Raw genomic sequence first — 24327 nt, forward strand, 5'->3', positions numbered from 1 at the left:
AATACGTCGAACCTACCGTAGTGCCGGGCGTGGACCGAGAATATCGGAGCCAATTCGTAGGTGTGTCGCCCCGAAACGGACGGCCGCTTCGAGGTCCTGGCTCATGCCGGCTGAAATGGCGGTGGCCTGCGGATATTCGCCGCGGAGCCGGGCGGAGATTTCGGCCAGCTTTTCGAACGCCGCTTCCGGTGCGGCACCGAGCGGCGCCACGGCCATGACCCCGGCCAGCCTCAGGCCCTGGGACCCGGCGAGCTCCGCGGCCAGGGCGGGGACGTCGGCGGGCAGGGCGCCGCCGCGGTGGCCGTCGGCGTCGTCCTCCAGGCTGACCTGGATGAAGCACTCAAGGTCGGCTCGCAAGGTGCGTTCCTGCTCGGTGCGCACCGCCTTGGCCAAGGCGGCGACCAGCGGGAGGCGGTCCACGGAGTGCACGGCATGGGCGTAGCGCACAACGGACTTGGCCTTGTTGCTTTGGAGCTGGCCGATGAAGTGCCAGCGCAGCCGCAGCTCCTCGAGCCGGGCGGCCTTGTCCGCTGCCTCCTGGTCCCGGTTCTCGCCGACGTCGGTGACGCCCAGGGCGGCCAGCCGCGCGACGTCCTCGGCGGGGTGGAACTTGGTGACCACAATCAGTTGCGGCGGGTCGGCCTGGCGCCCGGCGCCGGCCACGGCGGCGTCGATACGTTGCCGGACGGCCGCGAGTGCCCCGCGCAACTCGGCGAGCCGCGGGTCGTGACCTGCGGGCCCGGCCGCGGGGGCGCTCACGCGCCCGCCCGGTCTGGGGCGGTCCAGACGAGGCCGGCGAACCGGCCCGTGTGGTTGTTGCGGCGGTAGGAGAACAGTCCGGTGTCCTCCCGGGTGCAGCCGCCGGAATATTCGACGGCGACGCCGGCGGCCTCCAGCTGGCTGCGGACCCCGGCGGGCAGGTCGAGGCCCGGCGTCCCCTGGGAGGTGGTGAACCAGGTGGCCGGAACGATCGCCGCAACGTCTGCGCGCATGCCTTCCGGGACCTCGTAGCACTTTCCGCAGATGGACGGGCCGATCCAGGCGCTGATGCCCGTGGCGCCGAGGGCGCGCATGCGTTCCACGGCGGCGGGTACCACCCCGGCAGCCAGGCCGGGGCGGCCGGCGTGCACCACCCCCAGTACGGGGGCCGCGGACGTGTCCCCGCGGTGCTCCCCCACCAGCACAACCGGCACACAGTCGGCCACCATCACGGCCAGCGGCTCCCCGGCGGACACCATGGCATCCGCCGTCGGGGCGGGCCCGGCCTCCGGGCCTGCGGGGCCGGCAACAACGGCGACGTCGTTGCCGTGGACCTGGTTCATAAACCGGAAATGCCCGGACCCGAGTCCGGCGGCGTGTTCGAGGGCTTCGCGGCGGGTGCGCACCGCGTCCGGATCATCGCCGACATGGAGCGCCAGGTTGCCGGCCGCAGCGTTCGTGAAGGCCGCCCAGACGCCGGGCCGTACCTCTGCTCGCCAGGAAAACACTCAGCCCACCGCCACGTTAGGAACCTGCACTGTTGAAATCTTCATACCCAACACCGTAACCCGCCAAAGCACCATGGCACCGCCCGGGGGCAGTGCCATGGTGCTGATTGCAGTGGGTGGACCGCCGGCCTACTTCAGGAAGTCGGGCACATCCAGGTCGTCCGAGTGGCGGCCGGAGAGGTCCGGCTCAACTACGGAGGGAAGGTCAACGTCGAACCCCGAGTCGGCCGGCACGGCCGAGTGACGCTGCTGGCCCCAGTTGCTGAGCCCCGAGGCTCCCACGCCGGCGTGCAGCGGCTGGACCGGCGCCGAGGCGGGAGCCTGGGCCGGAGCCGGCGCCGGAGCGGCGGGACGCGCGGGGGCGGGCTGGGACTGGTCCATCGAGGGCGAGGTGGCCTTGACGTCGTCGAACCCGGCGGCGATCACGGTCACGCGGGCCTCGTCGCCGAGGGCGTCGTCGATCACGGCGCCGAAGATGATGTTGGCCTCCGGGTGTGCCACTTCCTGCACCAGGCGGGCGGCCTCATTGATTTCGAACAGGCCGAGGTCTGAACCGCCCTGGATGGACAGCAGCACACCGTGCGCGCCGTCGATGGAGGCTTCCAGCAGCGGAGACGCGATGGCGAGTTCGGCGGCCTTGACGGCGCGGTCTTCGCCGCGGGCCGAGCCGATGCCCATCAGCGCCGAGCCCGCACCCTGCATCACGGACTTGACGTCCGCGAAGTCCAAGTTGATCAGGCCCGGGGTGGTGATCAGGTCGGTGATGCCCTGGACACCGGAGAGCAGGACCTGGTCGGCAGAGCGGAACGCGTCCAGCACCGAGACGTTCCGGTCGCTGATCGAGAGCAGCCGGTCGTTCGGGATGACGATCAGGGTGTCGACCTCGTCGCGGAGGGCGTCGATGCCGGCTTCCGCAGAGCCCGCGCGGCGGCGGCCCTCAAAGGTGAACGGGCGGGTCACGACGCCGATGGTCAGCGCGCCCAGGGACCGGGCGATGCGGGCCACGACGGGCGCGCCGCCGGTGCCGGTGCCGCCGCCTTCGCCGGCGGTGACGAAGACCATGTCCGCGCCGCGGATGACCTCTTCGATTTCGTCAGCGTGGTCCTCCGCTGCCTGCCGGCCGACCTCAGGGTTCGCACCGGCGCCCAGGCCGCGGGTCAGCTCGCGGCCGACGTCGAGCTTGACGTCGGCGTCGGACATCAACAGCGCCTGCGCGTCGGTGTTGATGGCGATGAATTCGACGCCGCGGAGACCGACTTCGATCATGCGGTTGACTGCGTTCACGCCACCGCCGCCGATGCCGACGACCTTGATGACGGCCAAGTAATTCTGCGGAGCTGCCACGTTACGTGTCCCTTGTTCGTGTTCTGTGCGAAAACTGATGGAGTCGGGCTTGAAGCTTTGAACCTTAACCTTCGACTTGAAGGTTATAGTTATGTCAAGTAACTCATGTCTGTGACGCTATTTCCTATGCCGGGGACATTCAATAACCGGCTCCGCGTGTCGCGGTAATACCGGGGAAATGCCGTCCGATTCTGCCTTTGCGGCTGCTTTGGTGCCGCGCCGGATAGCGGCGGAAGCACCGGTTCTACTATCGCCCGGGTCCGCGGGCCGGTAAGTGATTCACGGCTATCGGGTTACCGGGTGCCTCGGCACACTGACGTCGTAGACCCGGACCGGATTCTTCGGGTCAGCCGGCGCCTTCAGGAGGGCGGCGAGGACCTTCGCCTTGAGTTCCTTCTCCCCCGCGTTGCCCCAGACGATCGTCTGGCCATCCACGAGCTTGAGCTCCACCGCGTCCACGGACTTGGCCGAGGCGTCGGAAAGCCTGGCGAGCACGTCGGGCGGAAGCGCCCCCAGAACCGCCGTGACGGCGTGGAACAGCTCCTTGGGCAGGGCACCGCCGCCGCTGTCGATCACCGGCAGCTTGACCGAGTCCGGGTCTGTGGTGGTGCCGAGCTGGACGCCGTCAACGTCCACCAGCTGGAAGGCTTCGCCCTGTTTGAGCAGCGCCACCGGCACACGTTCGGTGATTTTCACCTGCAGCGTGGACGGGGGCCGCGCCTGGGTGGTGACCGCCTTGACCTGGACCAGCGGCTGCAGCAGCCCGGTGACCTGTTCATCGCTGATCTGTGGCAGCGGCTTGCCCTGCAGCGGCGCCAGGGCGGCTTTGACCTGCTCCGGCGTGAGCATCCGGGTCCCCTCTACCGTGACAGTCCGGACGGCCAGCCAGGGCGAGTAGACGGCTGCCGCCACGATGGCGGCGAGCAGCACCGCGATCACCGCCGCCATGCTGAGCACGATCCGGCGGCGCCGCTTGGCTTTCGGCTCCGGGAAGGAGAGCACCTTGCCGGGCGGGGGCTCCGGCGTGGCGCCGCCGGCCGGGCCGGCGCCAGAGTCCGTTTTCGACGCGGAAATGACGTCCGGCAGCCCCCGGGAGGGGTAGCCGGGCCGGCGTGAGTTAGCCACCCGGTGCCTCGGCTTTCAGCGCCTCGACGATGAGCGGGCCGTAGGCGGTGACATCGCCGGCGCCGGCCGTGAGTACGATGTCGCCCGGCGCGGCGGTGTCGAGCACGGCCCGGACGGCTTCCTGGCCGGGGCCAACGAGCCGGCCGTGGGAGCCGAGGTGGTCGGCGATCAGCTGGCTGGTGACGCCGGGGATGGGGTCTTCCCGGGCCGGGTAGATGTCCAGCACCAGGGCCGTGTCCGCGGCGTTCAGGGCCTCCGCGAACTCCTGCGCGAATTCGCGGGTGCGGGAGAACAGATGCGGCTGGAACAGCACGTGGACCCGGTGGTCGCCGGCCACCGAGCGGGCGGCGGCGAGGGCGGCGCGCACTTCGGTGGGATGGTGGGCGTAGTCGTCGTACACCCGCACGCCCGCGACCTCGCCCTTGAATTCAAAGCGGCGCGCGGCGCCGGAGAAGGCCGCCAGGGCGCCGGCCGCGGCCTCCGGGGCGACACCAAGCTCCAGCGCCACCGCGAAGGCAGCGGCGGCGTTGAGGGCGTTGTGCCGGCCCGGCACCTGGAGGTCCACGGCGAAGCGTCCCGCCGGCGTCGTGATCCAGACGTCGCCCGGGCCGCCGTCGTGTAGCTTCACTTCGGCGTCCTCGGCCGTCCCGTAAAGGACCACCCGGGTGGTGGCCCGCTCCCGGGTGCGCATCGCCAGGGCCCGGGCGCCGTCGTCGTCGGCGCAGGCCACCAGCAGGCCGTCGGCCGGGAGCAGGGCGGTGAAGCGGTCGAACGAGGCATACACGGCCTCGGCGGTGCCGTAGTGATCCAGGTGGTCGGGTTCGACGTTGGTCACGACGGCGATTTGCGGGCGGTAGTTCAGGAACGAGCCGTCCGACTCGTCGGCTTCCGCGACGAAGACTGGGGATGTCCCGGAGGCAGCGTTCACGCCCAGGGCGGGCACGTTGGCGCCGATGGCGAAGGACGGATCCAGCCCGGCACCCTGCAGGAGCACCGTGATCATCGACGTGGTGGTCGATTTGCCGTGCGTGCCCGCGACCGTGATGGCGGTGTCCTGGGCCATCGTCGCGGCCAGGGCCTCGGAGCGGTGCAGCACGGGCAGGCCCGCGGCGCGGGCCGCGGCCAGTTCGGGGTTGTCCGGGCGGATGGCCGAACCCGCGACGACGGTCTGGGCATCGGCCAGGTTCGCCGCGTCGTAGCCGACGGCAATCCGGGCCCCGGCCGTGGCCAGCTCGGCCATGACCGGAAGGTCCTTGGCGTCCGAGCCGCTCACCGGCAGTCCGCGGGCCACCATGATGCGGGCGACGGCGGACATCCCCACCCCGCCGATGCCGATGAAGTGCACGCGCCCCAGCGAGTCCTGTGTGCGCGCCGCCGGCGGGGCGCCGTTCTGGGCCTGGGTCATTGGGATACCGCTTCCTGCCTGCTGTTCATTGTTGCTGCTGTTCACTGGTGCTGCTGTTCACTGGTGCTGGCGTCACGTCCGGGCGCGGCCTGCGCGGCCTCGAGGACCAGGGCGGCCATCCGCCGGTCGGCGTCCCGGATGCCCTGCTGTTCGGCGTCGGCGGCCATCCGTTCCAGCCGGGGGCCGTCGCCCAGCAGCGGGATGAGGTTCTCGCCCACCCAGCCGGCGTCGAATGCCGCGTCCTCGACCAGGAGTGCGGCGCCGGCGTTCACGAGGCCCGCAGCGTTCAGGGCCTGTTCCCCGTTGCCGATCGGCAGGGGTACAAAGACCGCCGGTACGCCGACGGCGGCGACCTCGCACACAGTCGCGGCGCCGGAACGCGCCAGCAGCAGGTCGGCGGCGGCGTAGGCCAGCTCCATGCCGTCGACGTACTCCACCTGGCGGTAGCCGGGAGCGGCCAGCAGTTTGCCCTGTGCGTCGTGCACGGTCTTGCCACGTCCGGTGATGTGCAGGGTCTGGATTCCGGCGTCGGCCAGCGCGCCCACAGAGGCGGCGATGGCGCGGTTGATGCTTTGCGCGCCGGACGAGCCGCCGGTGACGATCAGGGTGGGCTTGTGCTGTTCCAGCAAGAGCGCGGTGCGGGCGGCCGCCCGGGCGGCCTTGCGGTCCAGGCCGGAAATTTCGCGCCGCATCGGCATGCCAACGTGGCGTGCCCCGCGGATCCTGGTCTGCGCGAACGCGACGGCGACGTGCCGGCTCAGCCGGGCCCCGACGCGGTTCGCGAGCCCGGCCCGGGTGTTGGCTTCGTGCACCACGATCGGGATTTTGCGGCGCCACGCGGCCAGGTACATGGGCGTGCAGACGTAGCCGCCGACGCCCACAAGGACGTCCGCCCGGGCCTCGTCCAGGATGGTGCCGGCTTGCCGCACGGCGGCGGCCAGCTTGCCGGGGAGCCGGAGCAGCTCTACCGAGGGCTTGCGCGGAAACGGCACGCGGCTGACGGTGGCCAGTTCCAGCCCTGCGGCCGGAACCAGCCGGGCTTCCATCCCGCCGGGGGTGCCGACGGCCAGCAGCTGTGCCTCGGGGCGGACCTCGAGGATGGCGTTGGCGATGGCCAGCAGCGGGCTGATGTGCCCGGCGGTGCCGCCGCCGGCGAGGACGACGGACAGGGACGACTCGGTCTTCATGGGGCTAGCTGCGCTTTCGTGCGGGGTTCTTGGGGGCGGGGGTCCTGGCGCCGGGCTTCCGGGCGGCAGAGCTTCCGGCGGCGCTGCGGGAAGGAGGTGTCGTTGCGGCGGTGCGGGCCGCCGGCCCGGGCTTGGCGGCCGGGCGCTGGGTTCCCCGCCGCGCCGCCGCCTGCTTGCGGAGCACCTTGGCGAACCCGGCGGGCCCGAATTTGAACATCCCCTTCGGCTGCATGTTCGGTTCCATCTGGGCCCGGGCCAAAGACAACACTACGCCGATGGCACACAGCGACATCAGCAGGGCCGAGCCCCCGTAGGAAATGAAGGGCAGCGGGATGCCGACCACAGGGAGCAGCCCGGTGACCACGGCCATGTTGATCGCGGCCTGCCCGAGCAGCCACACCATGATGGCACCGGCGAGGACCCGGTGGAACAGGTCCTGCTGGGCCACCACCACGCGGTAGATGGCGGTGCCCAGGATCGCGAAGAGGACCAGCACGACGATGGTGCCGATCAGGCCGAGTTCCTCACCGATGATGGCGAAGATGAAGTCGTTGTGGGCTTCCGGGATCCAGCTGTACTTCTGCCGGCTTTGTCCCAGCCCGACGCCGAACCAGCCGCCGGACGCCAGGGCGTAGAGTCCGTTGGTGGACTGGTAGTTCACGTCCGAGCCGTCGGCACAGGTTTGGCCGGTCCAGGACAGGATGCGGCAGACCCGGTTGGGGCTGGTGATGGCCAGCACGGCGGTTCCGACGGCCAGGACCACCCCGGCGATGCCGAACAGGTACAGCCGGACGCCGGCGAAAAACAGGGCCGCGGCAGTGATCAGCATGACGATCATCGCCGTGCCAAGGTCGTTGCCCATCAGGATCAGGCCGATGATGCCGGCAGCCCCCGGGAGCACAACGGGGACCAGGGCGTGCTTGGCCTGGTCGAGGAGTTTGGCCTTGGCGTGCAGCACCGTGGCCATCCACAGCGCCAGCGCCAGTTTGGCCGCTTCGGAGGGCTGGAAGGTGAAAGGCCCGACGTCGATCCAGTTCTGGTTGCCGAGGGCGCTGCGGCCCACGAGGAGCACCAGGACCAGCAGGATAAAGGCGGCGATGATGGCGAACCAGGCACCGCGTTTGAGCCAGACGACGTTGACGCGGGAGAGCACGAACATACAGAACACGCCGATGCCGGCGAAGAGGCTTTGCTTGCCAGCGGCGGTGTAGGCCGATTCCCCCGCGGCGATGGCCTCCACGCTGGAGGCTGAGAGCACCATCATGATGCCGATCGCCGTGAGCGCGAGGGTGGAGCCCAGGATGAGGTAGTAGGTGGAGCCGTTCCGGGACTTGCCGGTCCCCTCCAGGGCGGACCAGAAGCCGCGGTACCAGCCCCGGACCCGGGCCGCCGGACGCGGCCCGGCGGCGGGTACTGCCGTTCCGGTAGTCCCGGCAGTGGCTGTTCCTGTCTTGCTGCCTGCGGTTCTGCCTGTTGATGCCCCTGTGGCAGGGGTCCGTGCCGCCGTGGGCCGGGTGGGCGTGCTGACCATTACTACTCCTCGGTGGTCTGAGCCTGCCCTTCCACGAGCTCGCGGACAGCTTCGATAAAGGCGTCGCCACGGTGAGCGTAGGAAGAGAACTGATCCATGGACGCAGCTGCCGGGGCCAGGAGCACAGTGTCCCCGGAGGTGGCCAGCTGTGCCGCCGACGCCACGGCCCGCGCCATCACGGTCTCGCCGAAGATCGGCGAGGGACCCGCGTTGGCGTGGGCAGTTCCGGCAGTCTGCACCTCTTCAGTGTCGCCCTTGGCGTGGCCGATCACGGGGACATCGGGCGCGTGTCGCTGCAGCGAGGCGAGCAGGTCCGAGGAGTCCGCTCCGATCAGCACCACGGCCTTGAGCCGCGGGGCGTTGTCCCGGACCAGTGCGTCGTAATTCACACCCTTGGACAGGCCGCCGGCGATCCACACCACGTTTTCGAACGCGGACAGCGAGGCGGCGGCGGCGTGCGGGTTGGTGGCCTTCGAGTCGTTGATCCAGAGCACGCCCTCATGGCGGGCGACCGGCTGGATGCGGTGGTCCCCCGGCAGGTAGTTCTGCAGGCCCTGGCGCACGGCGCCCGGCTCGACGCCGTAGGCGCGCACGAGGGCGGCCGCGGCGAGGGCGTTGGCCACCATGTGCCGCGGCGCCACCGGGCCGAGGTCGGCCATCGAGGCCAGTTCGGCGGCGCTGTCCTTCCGTTCGGGGATGAAGGCCCGGTCCACGAGCAGGCCCTCGACCACGCCGAGCATGCTGATGGCCGGGGTGAGCGTAGTGAAGGCCACCGCGCGGCAGCCCTCGACGACGTCGGCGTCCTCCACCATACGCTCGGTTTCGATCTGCTCGGCGTTGTAGATGCACGCCTTCTGGGTCCGTTCGTACACCTTGGCTTTGTCCGCCAGGTACGAATCATAGGAGCCGTGCCAGTCGACGTGGTCCTCGGCGACGTTGAGGCACACACTGGCCACCGGCGACACGGAATGGCTCCAGTGCAGCTGGAAGCTGGAGAGCTCCACGGCGAAGACGTCGTAGTCGACCGGGTCGCGGAGGGCGTCCAGGATGGGGGTGCCGACGTTGCCGACGGCGATCGCCTTGAGCCCGGCGGCCTGCAGCATGGATTCGGTCAGGCCGACCGTGGTGGTCTTGCCGTTGGTGCCGGTGATGGCGAGCCAGTCAGCGGTTTTGCGGCCCCGGCGTTCGCGCACCCGCCAGGCGAGTTCGACGTCGCCCCACACCGGGATGTGGGCCCGGGCGGCGGCGGCGAGCAGGGCCTGGTCCGGGCGCCAGCCGGGTGAGGTGACAATGAGTTCGGGCTTTTGGCCGTCGACCTTCGGCACCGTGGTGACGGCGTCGTCTCCCAGCAGTACGTCGGCGGCGCCGACGATCCGGAGCGTGTCCGCCTGGGCCCTGGCCTTGGCGCTGTCCGCGGCGTCCACCACAACGACCCGGGCGCCGAGTTCGATCAGGGTGTCGGCGGCGGCGAAGCCGGAGATGCCGATGCCGGTCACAACGACGCGCAGCCCGGACCAGTCCGAATCCCAGCTGGTGAGGTTCTGGAGCCGGGGCGAGCTGGCCAGCGGCTCGGGGATGGCCGCGTTCACAGCAGCACCACCCATTCGGCGTAGAAGATGCCCAGGCCCGCGGCGACGAACAGCCCGCAGAGGATCCAGAACCGGACCACCACGGTCACTTCGGCCCAGCCCTTGAGTTCAAAGTGGTGCTGCAGCGGGGCCATCTTGAAGAAGCGTTTGCCCTTGGTGATCTTGAAGTAGCCCACCTGGATGATCACCGAGAGGGTGATCAGGACAAAGAGGCCGCCGATGAACGCGAGCAGCAGCTCGGTCCGGGACAGGATCGCGAACCCGGCGACGGCGCCGCCGATGGCCAGCGAGCCGGTGTCGCCCATAAAGATCTTCGCCGGCGAGGTGTTCCACCAGAGGAAGCCGACCAGCGCGGCGCTGAGGATGGCCGCGAGCAGCGCGAGGTCCAGCGGATCGCGGACGGTGTAGCAGCCGCTGCCGGCCTGCCGCGGCGAGCCGCAGGACTGGTTGCTCTGCCAGATGCCGATCAGGGTGTACGCCCCGAACACCATCACCGACGCCCCGGCGGCCAGGCCGTCCAGGCCGTCGGTGAGGTTCACCCCGTTCGTGGCGGCGGTGACTATGAGGTTGGACCAAAGCACGAAGAGGATCGCACCCACCACGGTGCCGCCGAACGCGAGGTTCAGCCAGGGGATGTCGCGGACCAGGGAAATCTGGTAGGACGCCGGCGTGACGTAATTTTCGTCCGGGAACTGGAGCGCGAGCACCGCAAAGATGATGCCGACAGCCGCCTGCAGGACAAGTTTGGCCTTGGCGTTGAGGCCCAGGCTGCGCTGCGCGGAAATCTTGATGAAGTCGTCCAGGAACCCCACGAGGCCCATGCCGACCATCAGGAAGAGCAGCAGCAGGGCCGAGGCGGACGGCCCGGGCGAGAGCGGGTTCACCATCCACATGATGAGGTGCGTGATGCCGTAGCTGGCCAGCACCGCGACGACGACCACGGTGCCGCCCATAGTGGGCGTGCCGCGCTTGGTGTGGTGCGAGGTGGGGCCGTCGTCCCGGATGAACTGGCCGTAGCTCTTGCGGACCAGGAAACGGATGAAGAGCGGGGTGCCCAGGAAGGAAAGCAGCAGGGCCAGTCCGGCGCCCATCAGCAGTGCGATCACGGCAGCGGGCTCCCTTCAGTGGTGGTTTCGGGTAATGCTATCCGATCCCCCAGATGGCGCAGGCCGATGCTGTTGGATGATTTGAAGAGGACCAGGTCGCCGGGCGCGAGTTCGGTTCGCAGAATCTCGTAGGCCTCGTCAACGGTCTCGGCGAAGAGGCATTCGTCGCCCCAGGAGCCTTCGTTGACGGCGGAGACGTACAGGGCGCGGGCTTCGCGTCCAATCACCAGCAGCCGGGAGATGTTGAGCCGGACCACCTGGGTGCCGACGGCGGTGTGCTCGCGGATGGAGTCCTCGCCGAGTTCGAGCATGGCCCCGAGCACGGCCCAGGTCCGGCGGCCGCGGCCCAGGTCCGCGAGGGTCCGCAGGGCGGCCCGCATGGACTCCGGGTTGGCGTTGTAAGCGTCGTTGATGATCGTCACGCCGTCGGGCCGCTCGGTGCGTTCCATCCGCCAGCGGCTGGCGGCCGTCTGGGCGCTCAGCGAGGCCGCGATCTGCTCACCGGGAATCCCGGCGGCGTGGGCGGCGCCCGCGGCGGCCAGCAGGTTGCCCACGTGGTGCTCCCCGATCAGCTTGGCGGAGACGTGGTGGCGGGCGCTCTCGCCCGGCAGGATGAGGTCAAATTCGGGGTTGCCTGCGGCGTTCAACTCGACGCCCTCTGCCCGGACGACAGCTTGCTGGCCCTCCCGGGCGGGCTGGGCGGAGAAGCCGAGGACTGCTGCTCTGGTGCGGGAGGCCATGGCGGCGACGCGGGCGTCGTCCAGGTTCAGCACGGCCGTGCCGTCGGCGCGAAGTGCTTCGACCAGTTCGCCCTTGGCCCGCGCGATGTTCTCGACGCCGCCGAATTCACCGGCGTGGGCCGTGCCGACGCCCAGCACCACACCGATTTCGGGGCGGACCATGTCCGCGAGGTAGTTGATGTGGCCGATGCCCGTGGCGCCCATTTCGATCACGAGGTACCGGGTGTCAAAGCCGGCCTTGAAGACGGTCAGCGGCACGCCGACCTCACCGTTGTAGGAGCCCTGGGGAGCCACGGTTTCGCCGTGGCCGGCGAGGATCCCGGCCAGCAGGTCCTTGGTGGTGGTCTTTCCGGCGGACCCGGTGATGCCGATGACGGTGAAGGCCTGGCCGGCGGCGGCCCGGCGGGCGCGGATCCGGCGGACCGCTTCGGCGGCCAGCGCGCCCATGGCCAGGACGGAATCCTCGACGACAACTGCCGGGTAGGGGTGGCCGGCGGCGTCGGCAACGTCGTGTTGCACCAGGGCCAGCACGGCTCCGCGGTCGAAGGCTGCGGCGACGAAATCGTGCCCGTCGGCTGCTTCTCCCGGTTTGGCCACGTAAAGGGAACCCGCCGTGGCTTCGCGGGAGTCGGTCACCACGGAGCCGGGCGTGAGGCCCGGATCGGCGGCCAGCCGGCCATGGGTTATTTCGGCGATTTCCGCCGCGGTAAGTGCAATCATCTCGGTTTAGGACTCTATCCGCTGCTCATCGAGAATGGTGAATCCTCGTGCTGTCAAGGCCGACCGCAGCTCCACCCGGTCATCGAGAGCCAGGTTGACGCCGTTGACCTCCTGCCAGACCTCGTGGCCGCGGCCGGCCACCAGGATGGTGTCCTGCGGGCCCGCGAGCTCCACAGCTCTGCGGATGGCGGCGTCGCGGGGAAAGACCTCAAGGACGGTACAGCGGAGGCCTTCGTGTTCCTTGGCCTGCAGGGCACCGGCCATGACGTCGGCGCGGATGGCGGCGGCGTCCTCGTCGTGCGGGTCGTCGTCGCTGACGATCACGATGTCCGCGAGCCGGGCGGCGATGGCTCCCATCGCGGGCCGTTTGCTTTGGTCGCGCTGGCCGGTGGCGCCGAAGACGATGATGACTTTGGACCCGGGTTCCGGGGAGCGCACGGCTTCCAGCGCGCGGGCGAGGGCGTCCGGGTTGTGGGCGAAGTCGACGACGGCGGCGGGGGCCGTCGCGACAAGCTGCATCCGCCCCGGCACGGCCACGGTGAACGGATCCGCGCTGTCCAGGGCCGCCTGCACCTCGGCCGCGTCCGTGCCGCCGGCGAGGACCATGGCGGTGGCCAGGGCCGCGTTGGCGACGTTGAAGCTGCCGGGCAGCCCCGTGTGAACCCGCAGTTCCGTGCCGTCCCGGTGCCGCAGCCCGAACTCGGTGCCGAGGCCGCGCGGACGGGGATTGACGACCGTCCAGTCCGCGGCAGCCCGGCCGGCGGCGTCCGGACCGGCTGTCCCGGTAGCGAGGGTGCTCACCGGGATGTCGGCGGCGGCGGCCAGCTTCCGGCCCCAGTCGTCGTCCACGGTCACCACGGCGGTCCGGGCGCGCCCGGCGGTGAAGAGCCGGGCCTTGGTCTCGAAGTACTCGTCCATGCTGCCGTGCAGGTCCAGGTGGTCCTGGGTGAGGTTGGTGAAGCCGGCGACGTCGAACATCACGCCGTCGACCCGGTGGAAGGAGATGGCGTGCGAGGACACCTCCATCGAGGCGGCGTCGAGGCCGCGTTCGCGCATCAGCGCCAGCAGGGCGTGCACGTCGGTCGACTCGGGGGTGGTGAGCTGGCTTGGGATCGCGTCGCCGCCGGCCAGGATCTCGATGGTGCCGATCAGCCCGGTTGTGCGGCCGAGGGCCTGCAGCAGGGAGTTGATGAAGTAGGTGGTGGTGGTTTTGCCGTTGGTCCCGGTGACACCGAACAGGGCGGGGGCGGCGGCGTTGTCCGGCCGGCTCCGGTAGATCTGCGCGGCGAGGCGGCCGACCAGGCTGCGCGGCTCCTCGGCGAGCAGCACGGGGACGGAGATGTCGTTGGAGAGGGCCAGCAGGCGGGCGCCGTCTTCGTCGGTCAGTACCGCGACGGCCCCGGCGTCAACGGCCTGGGTGACGAAGTCCGCGCCGTGCCGGCTCGCGCCGGGCAGGGCGACGTACAGGTCCCCGGGCAGGACGGTGCGGGAGTTAAGCGAGATCCCGGTGACGGGGACGGCCGCGGAGGCCCCGGGCACGACGACGCCGATCCACCCGCCGATGGTTTCCAGCGGTACCGCGGTGACCGTTGCGGGCCGGAACGCCGCGCTGGCTTCCTGGCCGGACGGCGCAGCGGCCGCATCCTGGGCATTGAACTCTGACAAGGGGGTCTCCGTCGTGTGGTGCTGGGCGGCTGACGCAGCGCGCGGAGCATGGCCCGCACGCGGGACGGCCGCGTGTAACTGTTGGTGCTGCTGACTCGTGGTGCTGGGTGCTACTTGGCGTACTGCGGCAGCCTGGCCGGCTCCCCCGTGGACGGCTGGATGTTGTAGGTGCGCAGCGTCTGGCTCATCACCGAGCGGAAGGTGGGACCGTTCGAGATGCCGTAGATGTCGCCCTTGGGCCGTTGCAGGACCACTTCAACAATAAACCGCGGATCGTCCATCGGTGCCATCCCCACCATCGAGGCGGTGAAGCCGCAGAACCCTGACTTCCCGTCGTCACACGGCGACTGGGACGTTCCGGTTTTGGCCCCCACCCGGTAGCCGTCAATGCCGGCTTCCTTGATCTGGCCTTCCGTGACGGCGCTTTCCAGGATGTCGCGGACCTGCTTGGCGGTGTCCTTGGACACGACCTGGCGGCTGTCCTTGGCCGGCACCTTTTCCTCGGTACCGTCGGGATTGATGTAGCTGTCGATCAGGCGCGGCTGAAGCATCACGCCGTCGTTGGCGATGGTTTGGAAGGCGCGCACGGTCTGCAGCGTCGACTGGGAGACGCCCTGGCCGAAAAGCACCGTGTATTCCTGCCGGCCGTCCCACTGCTCGGAAGGGGTCAGGATGCCCGTGGCCTCGGCCGGAAGCCCGATCTCCGGCGCCTCGCCGATGCCGAACTTCTTCAGCCAGCCGTAGCGCTGCTCCTTACTAAGGCGCTGCCCTGCCATGACCGTGCCGGTGTTCATCGACCAGCCCAGGATGCCGGCCAGGGTGCGGTCCTCGGTGCCGTGGACAAAGGCATCGTTAAAGGTCTGCCCGTCCACGGTGTACGACGGCGGGATGGTGAACTTCTCCAGCGGGCTGGACTTGCCTTCTTCGATGAGCGCGGCGGCCGTGATCATTTTTTCAACCGAGCCCGGCTCATAGGCGGCTGTCACCGCGCGGACGCCCCGGTCCTTGGCCGCGACTTTGCCGGGGTCGTTGGGGTCCGGGGCGTTGGTGTCCGCCATGGCGAGGATGTTGCCGTTCTTGGCGTCGGAGACGATGATCACGCCCCATTCGGCGCTGAGCTTGTTGGCCTGGCTCTGGATGGCCTGCTGGGCGAAGTACTGCAGGTCGGAGTTGAGCGTGAGTTTGATGTCCTTGCCGTTGACGGCAGGGGTGAACTGGTCCACGCCGACCGGGATCCGCAGCCCGTCGGCGCCGATTTCGAAGAGCCGCTTGCCGGGCGTGCCCTGGAGCACCTCGTCCTGCGTCTGCTCGAGCCCGGCCTGGCCGGTGGTGCCGTCCTTGAGGAAGCCGACGATTCCGCCGGCCACCGAACCGTTGGGGTAGACCCGCTTGCTGGTGCCCTCGGTGACGATGCCGGGGATCTGAAGTTTGGAGATGCGGTCCTCGACGTCGGGCCGGATGTCTTTCGCCACGATGTAGTAGCGCTGCTTGCCGGTCAACGCTTCCTTGAGGTCGTCCTTTTTCATGCCGAGGACTGTCGCGAGCTCTTCGATGCCCTGGTCCCGGGGGATCTTGACGACCGTGTCCTTGCCGTCGACCTGCTCGAGCCGCGGGAAGGATTCGGTCTTGGTGTTGACGGTCTGGTCCACCACGACGTTGTAGCGGATCACGCTGCTGGCCAGGACGGTTCCGTTGGCGTCGAGGATACTGCCCCGTTCGGCGGGCAGTTCCATGGGTTTAAGCCTGTTCTGGAGGGCCGCCTCGGCCATGCCGCCGGCGTCGAGGCCCTGGACAAGGAACAGTTTCCCGCCGACGACCAGCAGGAGCGAGAGCATGATGCCCAGCCCAAGCCGCAGCCGCCGCGTGGCGCTGGGCGTCTTGCCCGTGCGTGCCTTGCCGGTGTTCTGCGCCACGATGTTTCCTTGCTGCTTGCCTGGCTGGTTGTGGGTCCCGTCGGCTATTTTCCGGGGGCCTTCTGCGCGGGGGCCGGGATGGAGCCGCCGTGCAGGTCCACGGCCGGTGCGGGGGCCGGGGGTGCGGGCACTGCCGGGGCCTGGACGGCCGGTGCGGGTGCGGCGGGGACGGCAGGTGCCGCTGCAGCGGGCGCGGCGGCCGGCGGGAGGCTCTCAGCTGGCTTGCGGTTGGCAAGCGGTTCGTTGGCCGAGGCGGCGGGAACCACGTTGACCTGGCCGGCGACGGCGGGGGCGGCGATGACCGCACCCGGGGCGTCACCCTTGACCGCGGGCTTGGCCTTACCGGTCACCGTGAGGGTGGACAGGTCGATCTGGCCCTTGCTCGTGGAGGCGACCATACCCAGTTCGGTGGCTTTGGCGGCCAGGTTCTGCGGGGCGTCAAAGTTCTGGACCTGCTGTGTGAGGTCCTGGTTCTGCTTGGTCAGGGTGGACTGTTTGGCCCGCAATTCCACCAGCTGGTACTGCGCGGAAGATACGGAGATGTTCAGGACCAGCACCGCCATCAGCGCCAGCGCCAGGATCCCGAAGCACATCACCACGAACGGCGCCCGGCGTTTACGCGGGGCGCTGCGGACGATGGAGAGCGGCGTGCGGGTCTTGCGGGCCGGCGCACCCGGCTGCAGCTCGGGAAGGGCACGGGCGGTGGCGGCGGTGGCAACGGGGAACCTGTTGACGGCGGCGGTGCTCATGCGACTCTCCTGGCTTTGATACGTTCCACGGCTCGGAGCCTGGCTGAGGCGGCCCGTGGGTTTTCTGCGATTTCTTCGGCGGTGGGCACCTCGGTGCCCTTGGTCAGTGTCTTGAGTTCGGCCTTGTGTTCCTCGAGCTCCACCGGGAAGCCGAGCGGGGCCGAGGATTTGGAACCGGCCTGGAAGACGGCCTTGACGATTTTGTCCTCGAGCGAGTGGTAGGACATCACGACCACCCGGCCGCCGACGGCGATCGAGGCTACGGCTGCCGGAATCGCGCGCTCCAGCACGTCGAGCTCCTCGTTGACCTCGATCCTCAGTGCCTGGAAAGTCCGTTTGGCGGGGTGGCCGCCGGTCTTGGCGGCGCCGGCGGGAACCACGGCGCGGATGGTCTCGACCAGTTCTCCGGTGGTGGTGAAGGGCTTCTCGGCTCGGGCCGCCACGATCCGGTTGGCGATCCGGCCGGCGAACTTCTCCTCGCCCCACTTGCGGATGATCCGGACCAGGTCCTCTTCGCTGTAGTTGTTCACCACGTCGGCGGCGGTCTGGCCCCGGCTGGTGTCCATCCGCATGTCCAGCGGCGCGTCGAAGGAGTAGGCGAAACCGCGTTCGCGCTCGTCCAGCTGCAGCGAGGAGACCCCCAGGTCCATCAGGATGCCGTGGACCTCGGTGAAGCCGAGATCCTCGAGCACCTCGGGGATCTCGTCGTAGACCGCGTGGACAAGGTCGATCCGGGAGGCGAACGGCTTCAGCCGCTCCCCCGCAAGGGCGAGGGCTTCCTCGTCACGGTCGATGCCGATCAGGTGCAGGTCGGGGAACCGCTGCAGCATGGCTTCGGAGTGTCCTCCCATGCCGAGCGTCGCGTCGACGACCACGGGCGTCTGCCCCCGGCGCCGGGCTTCCTCCAACCCCGGTGCCAACAAATTGATGCACCGGTCCTTGAGGACCGGTACATGACGTTCGGACGTAGGCTTCGCCTGGTTGGAGTCTTCGCTCATGCCTGCGTCCTTTCGTGGGGTGGGGTGACTGTCGGGTGCTGTGCTTCTTGGTCCAGATCCCCATCCGCGCCTACCCTGCTGCCCGCCTGGCTCCGGGGAAGTGAGCCAGGTGAGCTGCCGGATGGGCGGCTGGAGATCTCGATCAAGAAGCGGGTGGTGCTGGGATGCCGGCGGGTTTTTAGAGAATCCCCGGGATGGCGTCGTCGGTTTCCGAGAAGGCGGTTTCCTTTTCGGCCAGGTACTCGTTCCAGGCCTGGGCGTCCCAGATCTCCGCCCGGGTGCCGGCGCCAATAACGGCCAGCTCCCTGCCGAGACCTGCGTACTCCCGGAGCGCCGGCGGAATCGTCACGCGCCCCTGCTTGTCAGGTACCTCGTCGGAGGCTCCAGAGAGGAAAACGCGGATGTAGTCCCGAGCCTGCTTGGAGGAGATTGGAGCCTCCCGCATCTGTTCGTGAACCCGGCCGAATTCCGCCTCGCTGAAGACGTAGATGCAACGCTCCTGGCCCCTTGTGAGAACCAGTCCGCTGGCAAGTTCCTCGCGGAACTTCGCTGGGAGGATGATTCGACCCTTTTCGTCCAAACGCGGCGAATGAGTGCCGAGAAACACGGCCCACCGCCTGTCTGTTGTAGGAAGTCCAACGTCCCCTGTGCTGCCACTACCCTCTTACGCCCTCCACATTACTCCACTTCACTCCCCCGTCAACGACATTCGGCATATTTTTGGGCGAATGTGGGCCGATTTTGATGGAAAAGTTCCTTGCGGATAAAGGGAAGCGCTAAAAGTGGTGCGCAGTGGAGGGAATTCCGCCCTCCGGCCGCCCTCCGGCGGCACTCCGGCGGCCCCCGCATGCCCACCGGCGCTGGCATCAGCCCGGCTGCGCAGCGGTTGCTCCGTTATTGCCCTTTTGGCGCCCCAAAACGGCAATAACGGAGCAGCGGATGCGGATTAAACGGCAAAAGACCCGCCGAAGCGGGTCTTGAGTTGCCTAGTGGAGGCCTGGGTGGTGCGAAATGGAGGGCCGGTGGAACGGCCAAAGGGAATCCCGGTCAGGAGTCCCCGCGGTGCCGTTCGTCCCAGCGCTCCTCAAGGTTGCTCATAAAAGAACTGCGCGGCTTGCCTGGTTTGCGGCCGGCGGCGGTGGGCCTGCCGCCGGAGCTCCGCATGGTCGCGAAGTACACGCCGGCGCCCATCACCACGAATCCGAGCACCCCGACGACGATGAGTTGCATGGAGACGCCCAGCAACAGCAAGAGGATGCCGGCGAGGGCGCCGAGGACCCCAATGACCAGGTGACGGGTGGACCAGGAACGACCCGGATCCGAGCCCATGGAGCTGGCAAACTTGGGATCGTCCTCATGCAGCTGCTTCTCAAGTTGCTCCAGCAACTTCTGTTCGTGCTCCGAGAGCGGCATCACGACCTCCTTAAGTCGGCCAACGTCCAGACTTGACGCGGCCCTTGTCCCTAAACCCCTAACGTTCGGGATTCCCGCCTGGTTCCCATTCCCCGCCATTGGATGAATGTGGATTCACGGTTCCCCGAAAGGTGTTCAGTTGGCATGGCCGGCAGCCCGAACGTTCGATCCAGTCGTTCGAAATCTACGTATATCTAGGATAGTTTGTTGCGCCCTGTTCTGAAAGACGCTCCCGGCGGCTTCGCGCTCAGTCGGTGCCGGGTCCGGGGTCCAGCAGACGGGCCGGCAGCACGGACTTGTTGCCGAACTTCCGGGTGACCCGGTCCAGGGCCTGTTCGGCGGCGCGCCAGTTGTCGTCCCGGCGGTCCAGGCTCAGCTGCAGCGGCGCCTGGGCGGCTTCCTCCAGCTGCTCCGCCCTGATCCCGACGAGCCGGACGGTCATCGGCCGCTCGCCGACGGATTCGAGCAATTGAAGGGCGACGCCGTAGAGCAGCTGGGCGCTGTCGATCGGGGTGCTGACGGTGCGGCTGCGGGTGATGGTGGAGAAATCCGCGTAGCGCAGTTTCAGGGCAACGGTCCTGGCGTGCATGCCGGCGCTCCGCAGCCGTTCGGCCGTCCGGTGCGCGAGCCGCAGCAGTTCCCGGTGCAACAACGCGTCGTCGGCCGTGTCCACCGCAAAGGTCTCCTCCGCGCCGATGCTCTTTTCCAGCCGGACTGGCGTCACCGGACGGGGGTCGATCCCCCATGAGAGCCGGTAAACGTGCTCCCCCGTGGCCCCGAGGATTCTCCGCAGCGACGGCAGCGGCGTCGCCGCGACGTCGGCGACCGTCCGGATCCCCATTCGGGCGAGGACCTCAACAGTCTTGGCGCCGACGCCCCAGAGCGCGCCGACCGGCAGGGTGTGCAGGTAGGGCACGGTCTCGTCCGGGCCGATCAGCAGCAGGCCATCCGGCTTGCACCGGGTCGACGCAATCTTCGCGACGAACTTGCTGGCCGCAATGCCCACCGACGCCGTGATGCCCAGCTCGCCGGCCACCCGGCGGCGGATCAGTTCACCGATGTCCCGCGGCGGTCCGAGCCGCCGAATGGCGCCGCCGACGTCGAGGAAGGCCTCATCGACACTTAGCGGCTCCACCAAATCGGTGACCGACCCGAAGATGGCCATGATCTGGCCGGACACCTCGTAGTAGAGCTTGTGGCGCGGCTCGATAATGACGGCCGAGGGGCACATCCGGGCCGCGACCGCCATGGGCATCGCGGACTTCACGCCGAACTTGCGCGCCTCGTAGGAGGCCGACAGCACCACCGAACGGTCCGCGGGATAGCCCACGATCACCGGCCGGCCCTTAAGTTCCGGACGGCTGCGCAGTTCCACGGACACGAAGAAGGCATCCATATCCACGTGCAGGATGCTGCTGCGCCGGAGCTCACGAAGACCCGCTTCGCTGTACTGCTTCACGCTGTTGATTTCAAGGTGATTCTCGCTCTCCGGCCCCACACATCAATCCTATGCGCAGGGACTGACTAAACTGGAGGCTGAATCCGGCATCAACACCAGGAGGAATGTCCGCGTGAAGGTTTTTGGAGCGCCGCCCAATCGCGCCGCAGCGGCCGTGGCCGCCGCCGGCGCCTTGCTGGCCCTGGCCGCCTGCAGCCCGGGCCAGGCCCCGGCCGCGTCGTCAGCCTCGGGATCGACGTCGGCGGCTTCCACCGCCCAGGCCTCGACAACGGCACCACCCAGCCCGTCCGCCGAGCCGGGCACTTCCGCGACCGTGGGCGCCTTGGTCTCGGGCTTCCCGCAGAAGCTGCTGCCGGTGATGCCCGGCGCCAAGGTGGAATCCAGCAGCTTCGATAAGACCGCCACCCCGGCAACGGTGGCCCTGGTGGGAAAGATCACCTCGCCGTCGGCCGGAGTCGTGGCTTTCTACAGCAAGGAACTGGAGAACCAGGGCTTTAAGGCTGTGCCCGGCGAAACCGTCGGGACGGTGGCTTCCAAGGACTTCCTGCGCGGCGAGAACGAAACCGTGAACCTCGCCGTGGTCGAGGCCGCCGGGGTCTCCACCTTCACCATCGGCGCCAACGTCGGCGCAGAGTCCGTCAAGTGAGCCTGGCCGAACAACTGCGGGTTGAGCAGACGGACTTCGTCGCAGCCGTGGCCGGGAAGCTGACGGACTTCCTGGTCGATCGCACCACGGTGATGGCCGCCATTTCCCCGGACATCGACCCGCTGATGGGCTCGATCTCCAACCTCGTCACGGGCGGCAAGCGCCTCCGCGCCCTGATGTGTTACTGGGGCTGGCGCGGGGCCGGCGGCGATGCCGGCGCGCCGGAGGTGGTCACCGCCGGTTCAGCGCTCGAGCTGTTCCAGGCCGCGGCGTTGATCCACGACGACATCATTGACCGCTCCGACACCCGCCGAGGCGGCCCGAGCGTGCACCGCCGCTTCAGCGAACTCCATGCGACCCAGGGGTGGGCGCTGGATCCGGAGCGCTTCGGCCATGCCGCGGCCATTCTGACCGGTGACCTGTGCCTGTCCTTCAGCGAGGAATCCTTCACCGAGATCGGCGACCGGGCGGCCTCCGGCAGCCGGGCCCGGCTCATCTTCAACCTGATGCGAGCCGAGGTGATGGCCGGCCAGTACCTGGACATCCTTGAGGAAGTGGCCGGTCCGCACCGGGACCGCGCCGGCGCTGTAAGCCGCGCCCAGTCCATCATCCGGTTCAAATCGGCCAAGTACTCCACGGAGCACCCGCTGGCCCTCGGCGGGGCGCTGGCCGGGGCGCCGGATGAGCTGCTCCGCGGCTATTCGGCCTTTGCCCTCCCGCTGGGCGAGGCGTTCCAGCTCCGCGACGACGTGCTGGGGGTCTTCGGCGACCCGGTCACCACCGGGAAGCCGGCCGGCGATGACCTCCGTGAAGGCAAGCGCACGGTGCTCGTGGCTTTCGCCCTGGACCAGGCCGCTCCGGCGGAGTCGGCGTATATCGACGCCAAGCTCGGCAGCCCGGACCTGACCACCGGCGACGTCGAGGAAATCCGCCGCATCATCGTCGACTGCGGGGCCCTCCAGGCCACCGAGGTCCTGATCGAGGAATTCGGCCGGGCAGCGTTTGATGCCCTGGAACTGCTGCCGCTGGAGGAACTGCCCAAGACGGCGCTCCGCAAGCTCGCCGAAGCCGCGGTCAGCCGCACCGCCTAGCGCCGGCCTCCGGGTGCCGCCGGGTACGCAAAAGGCCGTGCCCAACGCCGAGGCGCCGTGCACGGCCCGAGCCGCAGTGGTGTTACCAGGCCATGGTCTGGGCCCGGCGCCGGATTTCGGTCTTGCGTCCTTCGCGGAGGGCGTCGATCGGCCGGCCGCGGAGTGAATCGTCCGGGGTAAAGAGCCAGGTGATGAGTTCCTCGTCCGAATAGCCGGCGTCCGAGAGCACAATAATCGTGCCCTTCAGGCTCTCAACGGCATGCCCGTCCTGGATAAACTCCGCCGGGACGGAGCGAATCCGCCGGTCGCCGATCCTCACGGCCGCGAGGGCACGCTCGTCCAGCAAGGCATGAACCTTGGTGATGGAGACGTCCAGCAGCTTTGCTACGTCGGGCAGGGGCAGCCATTCGCCTACAAGGCTTTCTACAGTACTCACGGATCAAGATTGCCATGCCGGACCGGATTGCGCCTAGTCAGCCACGATCGAATAATCCGGCCCCTTAATACAATCGCCCCGGGCCCCGCCACGGCGCCGTCTCCCCCGCCGTCACGACGTCCACGGCGACACTCCAGAAAGCCGTGTTTGCGGAATGTCAAACAGTTCTTGTGCTATTTCGCAATTCATGAGAGATTCACATAGATCACATTTGTAACTGCAGTATCTTTAGTCACACTGGTAACACCAGTAACACCGGCCTGACCTGCAGCGTTCGCCGCTGAGAAGAGGATTTTCCCATGACGACGTCACGTTCGCCGAAGCCCAACACGAGGCCAGGCCTCCCGCTGATTGCGGCGACGACGGCGGCACTGCCCGCCGTCGTACTCTCGTCTTTGGCGATCGCCCAGCCCGCTGCGGCCGAACCGCGCCCGCGTGCGATTCCGGCGACACTTGCGGCGGCCATGAAGGCCCAGGGCCTGGCCGCCACATCGCTGCCTTCCCGGCTGATTCCCGCCTCTTCCGTCCCTGTGGCGATTCCTGCGGCATTCCGTCCTGCCCAGGTCTCCGCGCCGTCCGAGTACACGATCGCCCGCGGCGACACGATCAGCGCGATCGCAGGCAAGTTCGGCCTGGACACCTACGCGATCCTCAAGCTGAACAATCTGCAGGCCAACACCGTGATCTACCCGGGCCAGAAGATCAAGCTCACCGGCTCCGCGACGGCACCGGCAGCTCCGGCCGCACCTGCACCCGCGGCCCCGGCACCGTCCGGCGGCAAGGTCTACACGGTGAAGTCAGGTGACACCCTCAGCGCCATCGCCGCGCGCCACGGCGTCCAGCTTTCCGAGGTCTTCAGCTGGAACGGCCTCACCATGCGCTCCGTGATCTACCCCGGACAGCAGATCAAGGTCGGCGCCGGGACCCCGGCGCCCTCCGCGCCTGCACCCGCCCCTGCTCCGGCGCCCGCCCCGGCCGCACCCGCGCCCGCCCCGGCGGCACCCGCTCCGGCCCCGGCCAGTTCGGGTTCGTACACCATCAAGGCCGGCGACACCCTCTCCGGCATTGCGGCCCGGCACGGGGTCAAGCTCTCCGACGTCCTGTCCGCTAACCAGTTGACCATGAGCAGCATCATCTACCCGGGCAACAAACTGGTGATCCCCGGCTCCACCACGGGCGCCATCAACCCGTCCTCGAGCCAGCCGCAGGCCACCGTGACACCGCTGGTGCCCAGCACGTTCCTCGGCTTCAGCTACCCGGCGGCCGTCCTCAACTCGGCCAACCAGAACAAGTCACTGCTCAACGCCTCGCCGGTGCCCAGCCGCGAGCAGATGAAGCAGATCGTGGCGGACACCGCGCGCCGGATGGGCGTGGATCCCTCCCTGGCACTGGCCTTCGCCTTCCAGGAGTCCAGCTTCGACCACCGCTCGGTGTCCCCCGCCAACGCGATTGGCACCATGCAGGTGATTCCTTCCTCGGGCCAGTGGGCCTCGGACCTGGTTGGCCGACAGCTGAACCTGCTGGACCCGTACGACAACGCCACGGCCGGCGTCGCCATCATCCGCCAGCTGGTGCGCACCAGCAAAGACCTGGACTACGCGATCGCCGGGTACTACCAGGGCCAGTACTCGGTCAACACCCGGGGCATGTACGACGATACGAAGGTCTACGTGGCCTCCATCAAGAAGCTGCAGCATCAGTTCAGCTAGACCGCCAGCATCGC

At 68.7% G+C, this 24327-nt stretch carries 21 protein-coding genes; 3 read left to right on the plus strand and 18 right to left on the minus strand.

Annotated elements, in window-relative coordinates:
- Window positions 1-12 precede the first annotated feature (12 nt).
- The 17 genes from E7Y32_RS15160 to dinB form a co-directional block, all read right to left on the minus strand.
- Window positions 13-759, minus strand: a complete 747-nt coding sequence (locus E7Y32_RS15160; protein ID WP_146337847.1) for a YggS family pyridoxal phosphate-dependent enzyme — start codon at window positions 757-759, stop codon at window positions 13-15.
- Window positions 756-1487, minus strand: a complete 732-nt coding sequence (locus tag E7Y32_RS15165) for a polyphenol oxidase family protein (RefSeq protein WP_146337848.1) — start codon at window positions 1485-1487, stop codon at window positions 756-758. Before E7Y32_RS15165 ends, E7Y32_RS15160 begins: the two co-directional genes overlap by 4 nt.
- Before the next feature lie 129 nt (window positions 1488-1616).
- Window positions 1617-2831, minus strand: coding sequence for a cell division protein FtsZ (gene ftsZ / locus E7Y32_RS15170; RefSeq protein WP_146337849.1), 1215 nt, complete (start codon window positions 2829-2831; stop codon window positions 1617-1619).
- A 285-nt stretch (window positions 2832-3116) separates the two neighbouring features.
- The gene (locus E7Y32_RS15175) at window positions 3117-3956 is read right to left on the minus strand and encodes an FtsQ-type POTRA domain-containing protein (RefSeq protein WP_261382470.1); all 840 of its coding nucleotides are present in this window, start codon (window positions 3954-3956) and stop codon (window positions 3117-3119) included.
- Window positions 3949-5361 (minus strand): UDP-N-acetylmuramate--L-alanine ligase, encoded by a 1413-nt coding sequence (gene murC, locus E7Y32_RS15180; RefSeq protein ID WP_146337850.1) that lies wholly within the window; start codon window positions 5359-5361, stop codon window positions 3949-3951. The genes E7Y32_RS15175 and murC overlap by 8 nt, the downstream gene beginning before the upstream one ends.
- 41 nt (window positions 5362-5402) lie before the next feature.
- Window positions 5403-6548 carry a glycosyltransferase gene (locus E7Y32_RS15185; RefSeq protein WP_146337851.1) on the minus strand — a complete coding sequence of 382 codons (1146 nt, stop codon included), beginning with the start codon at window positions 6546-6548 and terminating at the stop codon, window positions 5403-5405.
- 4 nt (window positions 6549-6552) lie between these two features.
- Complete coding sequence (gene ftsW, locus E7Y32_RS15190; RefSeq protein WP_146337852.1) at window positions 6553-8079, minus strand: putative lipid II flippase FtsW; 1527 nt, start codon at window positions 8077-8079, stop codon at window positions 6553-6555.
- A 2-nt stretch (window positions 8080-8081) separates the two neighbouring features.
- Window positions 8082-9683 (minus strand): UDP-N-acetylmuramoyl-L-alanine--D-glutamate ligase, encoded by a 1602-nt coding sequence (gene murD, locus E7Y32_RS15195; protein ID WP_186466998.1) that lies wholly within the window; start codon window positions 9681-9683, stop codon window positions 8082-8084.
- Complete coding sequence (gene mraY / locus E7Y32_RS15200; protein ID WP_146337853.1) at window positions 9665-10774, minus strand: phospho-N-acetylmuramoyl-pentapeptide-transferase; 1110 nt, start codon at window positions 10772-10774, stop codon at window positions 9665-9667. The genes murD and mraY overlap by 19 nt, the downstream gene beginning before the upstream one ends.
- Window positions 10771-12234, minus strand: a complete 1464-nt coding sequence (gene murF, locus E7Y32_RS15205) for a UDP-N-acetylmuramoyl-tripeptide--D-alanyl-D-alanine ligase (protein ID WP_146337854.1) — start codon at window positions 12232-12234, stop codon at window positions 10771-10773. Before murF ends, mraY begins: the two co-directional genes overlap by 4 nt.
- Window positions 12235-12240: 6 nt before the next feature.
- Window positions 12241-13899 carry a UDP-N-acetylmuramoyl-L-alanyl-D-glutamate--2,6-diaminopimelate ligase gene (locus E7Y32_RS15210; protein ID WP_146337855.1) on the minus strand — a complete coding sequence of 553 codons (1659 nt, stop codon included), beginning with the start codon at window positions 13897-13899 and terminating at the stop codon, window positions 12241-12243.
- 110 nt (window positions 13900-14009) lie between these two features.
- Window positions 14010-15812: a penicillin-binding protein 2 gene (locus tag E7Y32_RS15215; RefSeq protein WP_146337856.1), complete on the minus strand. Its 1803-nt coding sequence runs from the start codon at window positions 15810-15812 to the stop codon at window positions 14010-14012.
- A gap of 44 nt (window positions 15813-15856) precedes the next feature.
- A complete protein-coding gene (locus tag E7Y32_RS15220) occupies window positions 15857-16561 on the minus strand; it encodes a hypothetical protein (protein WP_146337857.1) in 705 nt (234 codons plus the stop codon).
- Window positions 16558-17559 (minus strand): 16S rRNA (cytosine(1402)-N(4))-methyltransferase RsmH, encoded by a 1002-nt coding sequence (gene rsmH, locus E7Y32_RS15225; RefSeq protein ID WP_146337858.1) that lies wholly within the window; start codon window positions 17557-17559, stop codon window positions 16558-16560. The genes E7Y32_RS15220 and rsmH overlap by 4 nt, the downstream gene beginning before the upstream one ends.
- Window positions 17560-17737: 178 nt before the next feature.
- Window positions 17738-18166: a division/cell wall cluster transcriptional repressor MraZ gene (mraZ, locus tag E7Y32_RS15230; protein ID WP_138769645.1), complete on the minus strand. Its 429-nt coding sequence runs from the start codon at window positions 18164-18166 to the stop codon at window positions 17738-17740.
- 440 nt (window positions 18167-18606) lie between these two features.
- Complete coding sequence (locus E7Y32_RS15235; protein WP_146337859.1) at window positions 18607-18972, minus strand: DUF3040 domain-containing protein; 366 nt, start codon at window positions 18970-18972, stop codon at window positions 18607-18609.
- A 247-nt stretch (window positions 18973-19219) separates the two neighbouring features.
- A complete protein-coding gene (gene dinB, locus E7Y32_RS15240; protein ID WP_261382647.1) occupies window positions 19220-20440 on the minus strand; it encodes a DNA polymerase IV in 1221 nt (406 codons plus the stop codon).
- 103 nt (window positions 20441-20543) lie between these two features.
- On the opposite strand from dinB, the gene E7Y32_RS15245 reads away from it, so the two are divergent.
- Together E7Y32_RS15245 and E7Y32_RS15250 are read left to right on the plus strand one after the other, a co-directional pair.
- On the plus strand, window positions 20544-21077 hold the full coding sequence (locus E7Y32_RS15245; RefSeq protein WP_146337860.1) for a hypothetical protein: 534 nt from the start codon (window positions 20544-20546) through the stop codon (window positions 21075-21077).
- Complete coding sequence (locus E7Y32_RS15250) at window positions 21074-22168, plus strand: polyprenyl synthetase family protein (RefSeq protein WP_146337861.1); 1095 nt, start codon at window positions 21074-21076, stop codon at window positions 22166-22168. Before E7Y32_RS15245 ends, E7Y32_RS15250 begins: the two co-directional genes overlap by 4 nt.
- Before the next feature lie 82 nt (window positions 22169-22250).
- Here the strand turns inward: E7Y32_RS15250 and E7Y32_RS15255 are convergent, their stop codons facing one another.
- Window positions 22251-22604, minus strand: coding sequence for an Rv2175c family DNA-binding protein (locus E7Y32_RS15255; protein ID WP_146337862.1), 354 nt, complete (start codon window positions 22602-22604; stop codon window positions 22251-22253).
- A 299-nt stretch (window positions 22605-22903) separates the two neighbouring features.
- Between E7Y32_RS15255 and E7Y32_RS15260 the strand changes: the two genes are divergently transcribed.
- A complete protein-coding gene (locus E7Y32_RS15260) occupies window positions 22904-24313 on the plus strand; it encodes a LysM peptidoglycan-binding domain-containing protein (RefSeq protein WP_146337863.1) in 1410 nt (469 codons plus the stop codon).
- Window positions 24314-24327 lie beyond the last annotated feature (14 nt).

Source organism: Arthrobacter sp. UKPF54-2 (genome assembly GCF_007858535.1).
Lineage (GTDB): Bacteria > Actinomycetota > Actinomycetes > Actinomycetales > Micrococcaceae > Arthrobacter.

Excerpts from the sequence above, each read along its gene's own strand:
- E7Y32_RS15220 (WP_146337857.1), bottom strand. The coding sequence starts at position 16,561 with ATGAGCACCGCCGCCGTCAACAGGTTCCCCGTTGCCACCGCCGCCACC.
- murD (WP_186466998.1), bottom strand. The coding sequence starts at position 9,683 with ATGGGTGGTGCTGCTGTGAACGCGGCCATCCCCGAGCCGCTGGCCAGC.
- rsmH (WP_146337858.1), bottom strand. The coding sequence starts at position 17,559 with ATGAGCGAAGACTCCAACCAGGCGAAGCCTACGTCCGAACGTCATGTA.
- murF (WP_146337854.1), bottom strand. The coding sequence starts at position 12,234 with ATGATTGCACTTACCGCGGCGGAAATCGCCGAAATAACCCATGGCCGG.
- E7Y32_RS15260 (WP_146337863.1), top strand. The coding sequence starts at position 22,904 with ATGACGACGTCACGTTCGCCGAAGCCCAACACGAGGCCAGGCCTCCCG.
- ftsW (WP_146337852.1), bottom strand. The coding sequence starts at position 8,079 with ATGGTCAGCACGCCCACCCGGCCCACGGCGGCACGGACCCCTGCCACA.
- murC (WP_146337850.1), bottom strand. The coding sequence starts at position 5,361 with ATGACCCAGGCCCAGAACGGCGCCCCGCCGGCGGCGCGCACACAGGAC.
- E7Y32_RS15235 (WP_146337859.1), bottom strand. The coding sequence starts at position 18,972 with ATGCCGCTCTCGGAGCACGAACAGAAGTTGCTGGAGCAACTTGAGAAG.
- E7Y32_RS15185 (WP_146337851.1), bottom strand. The coding sequence starts at position 6,548 with ATGAAGACCGAGTCGTCCCTGTCCGTCGTCCTCGCCGGCGGCGGCACC.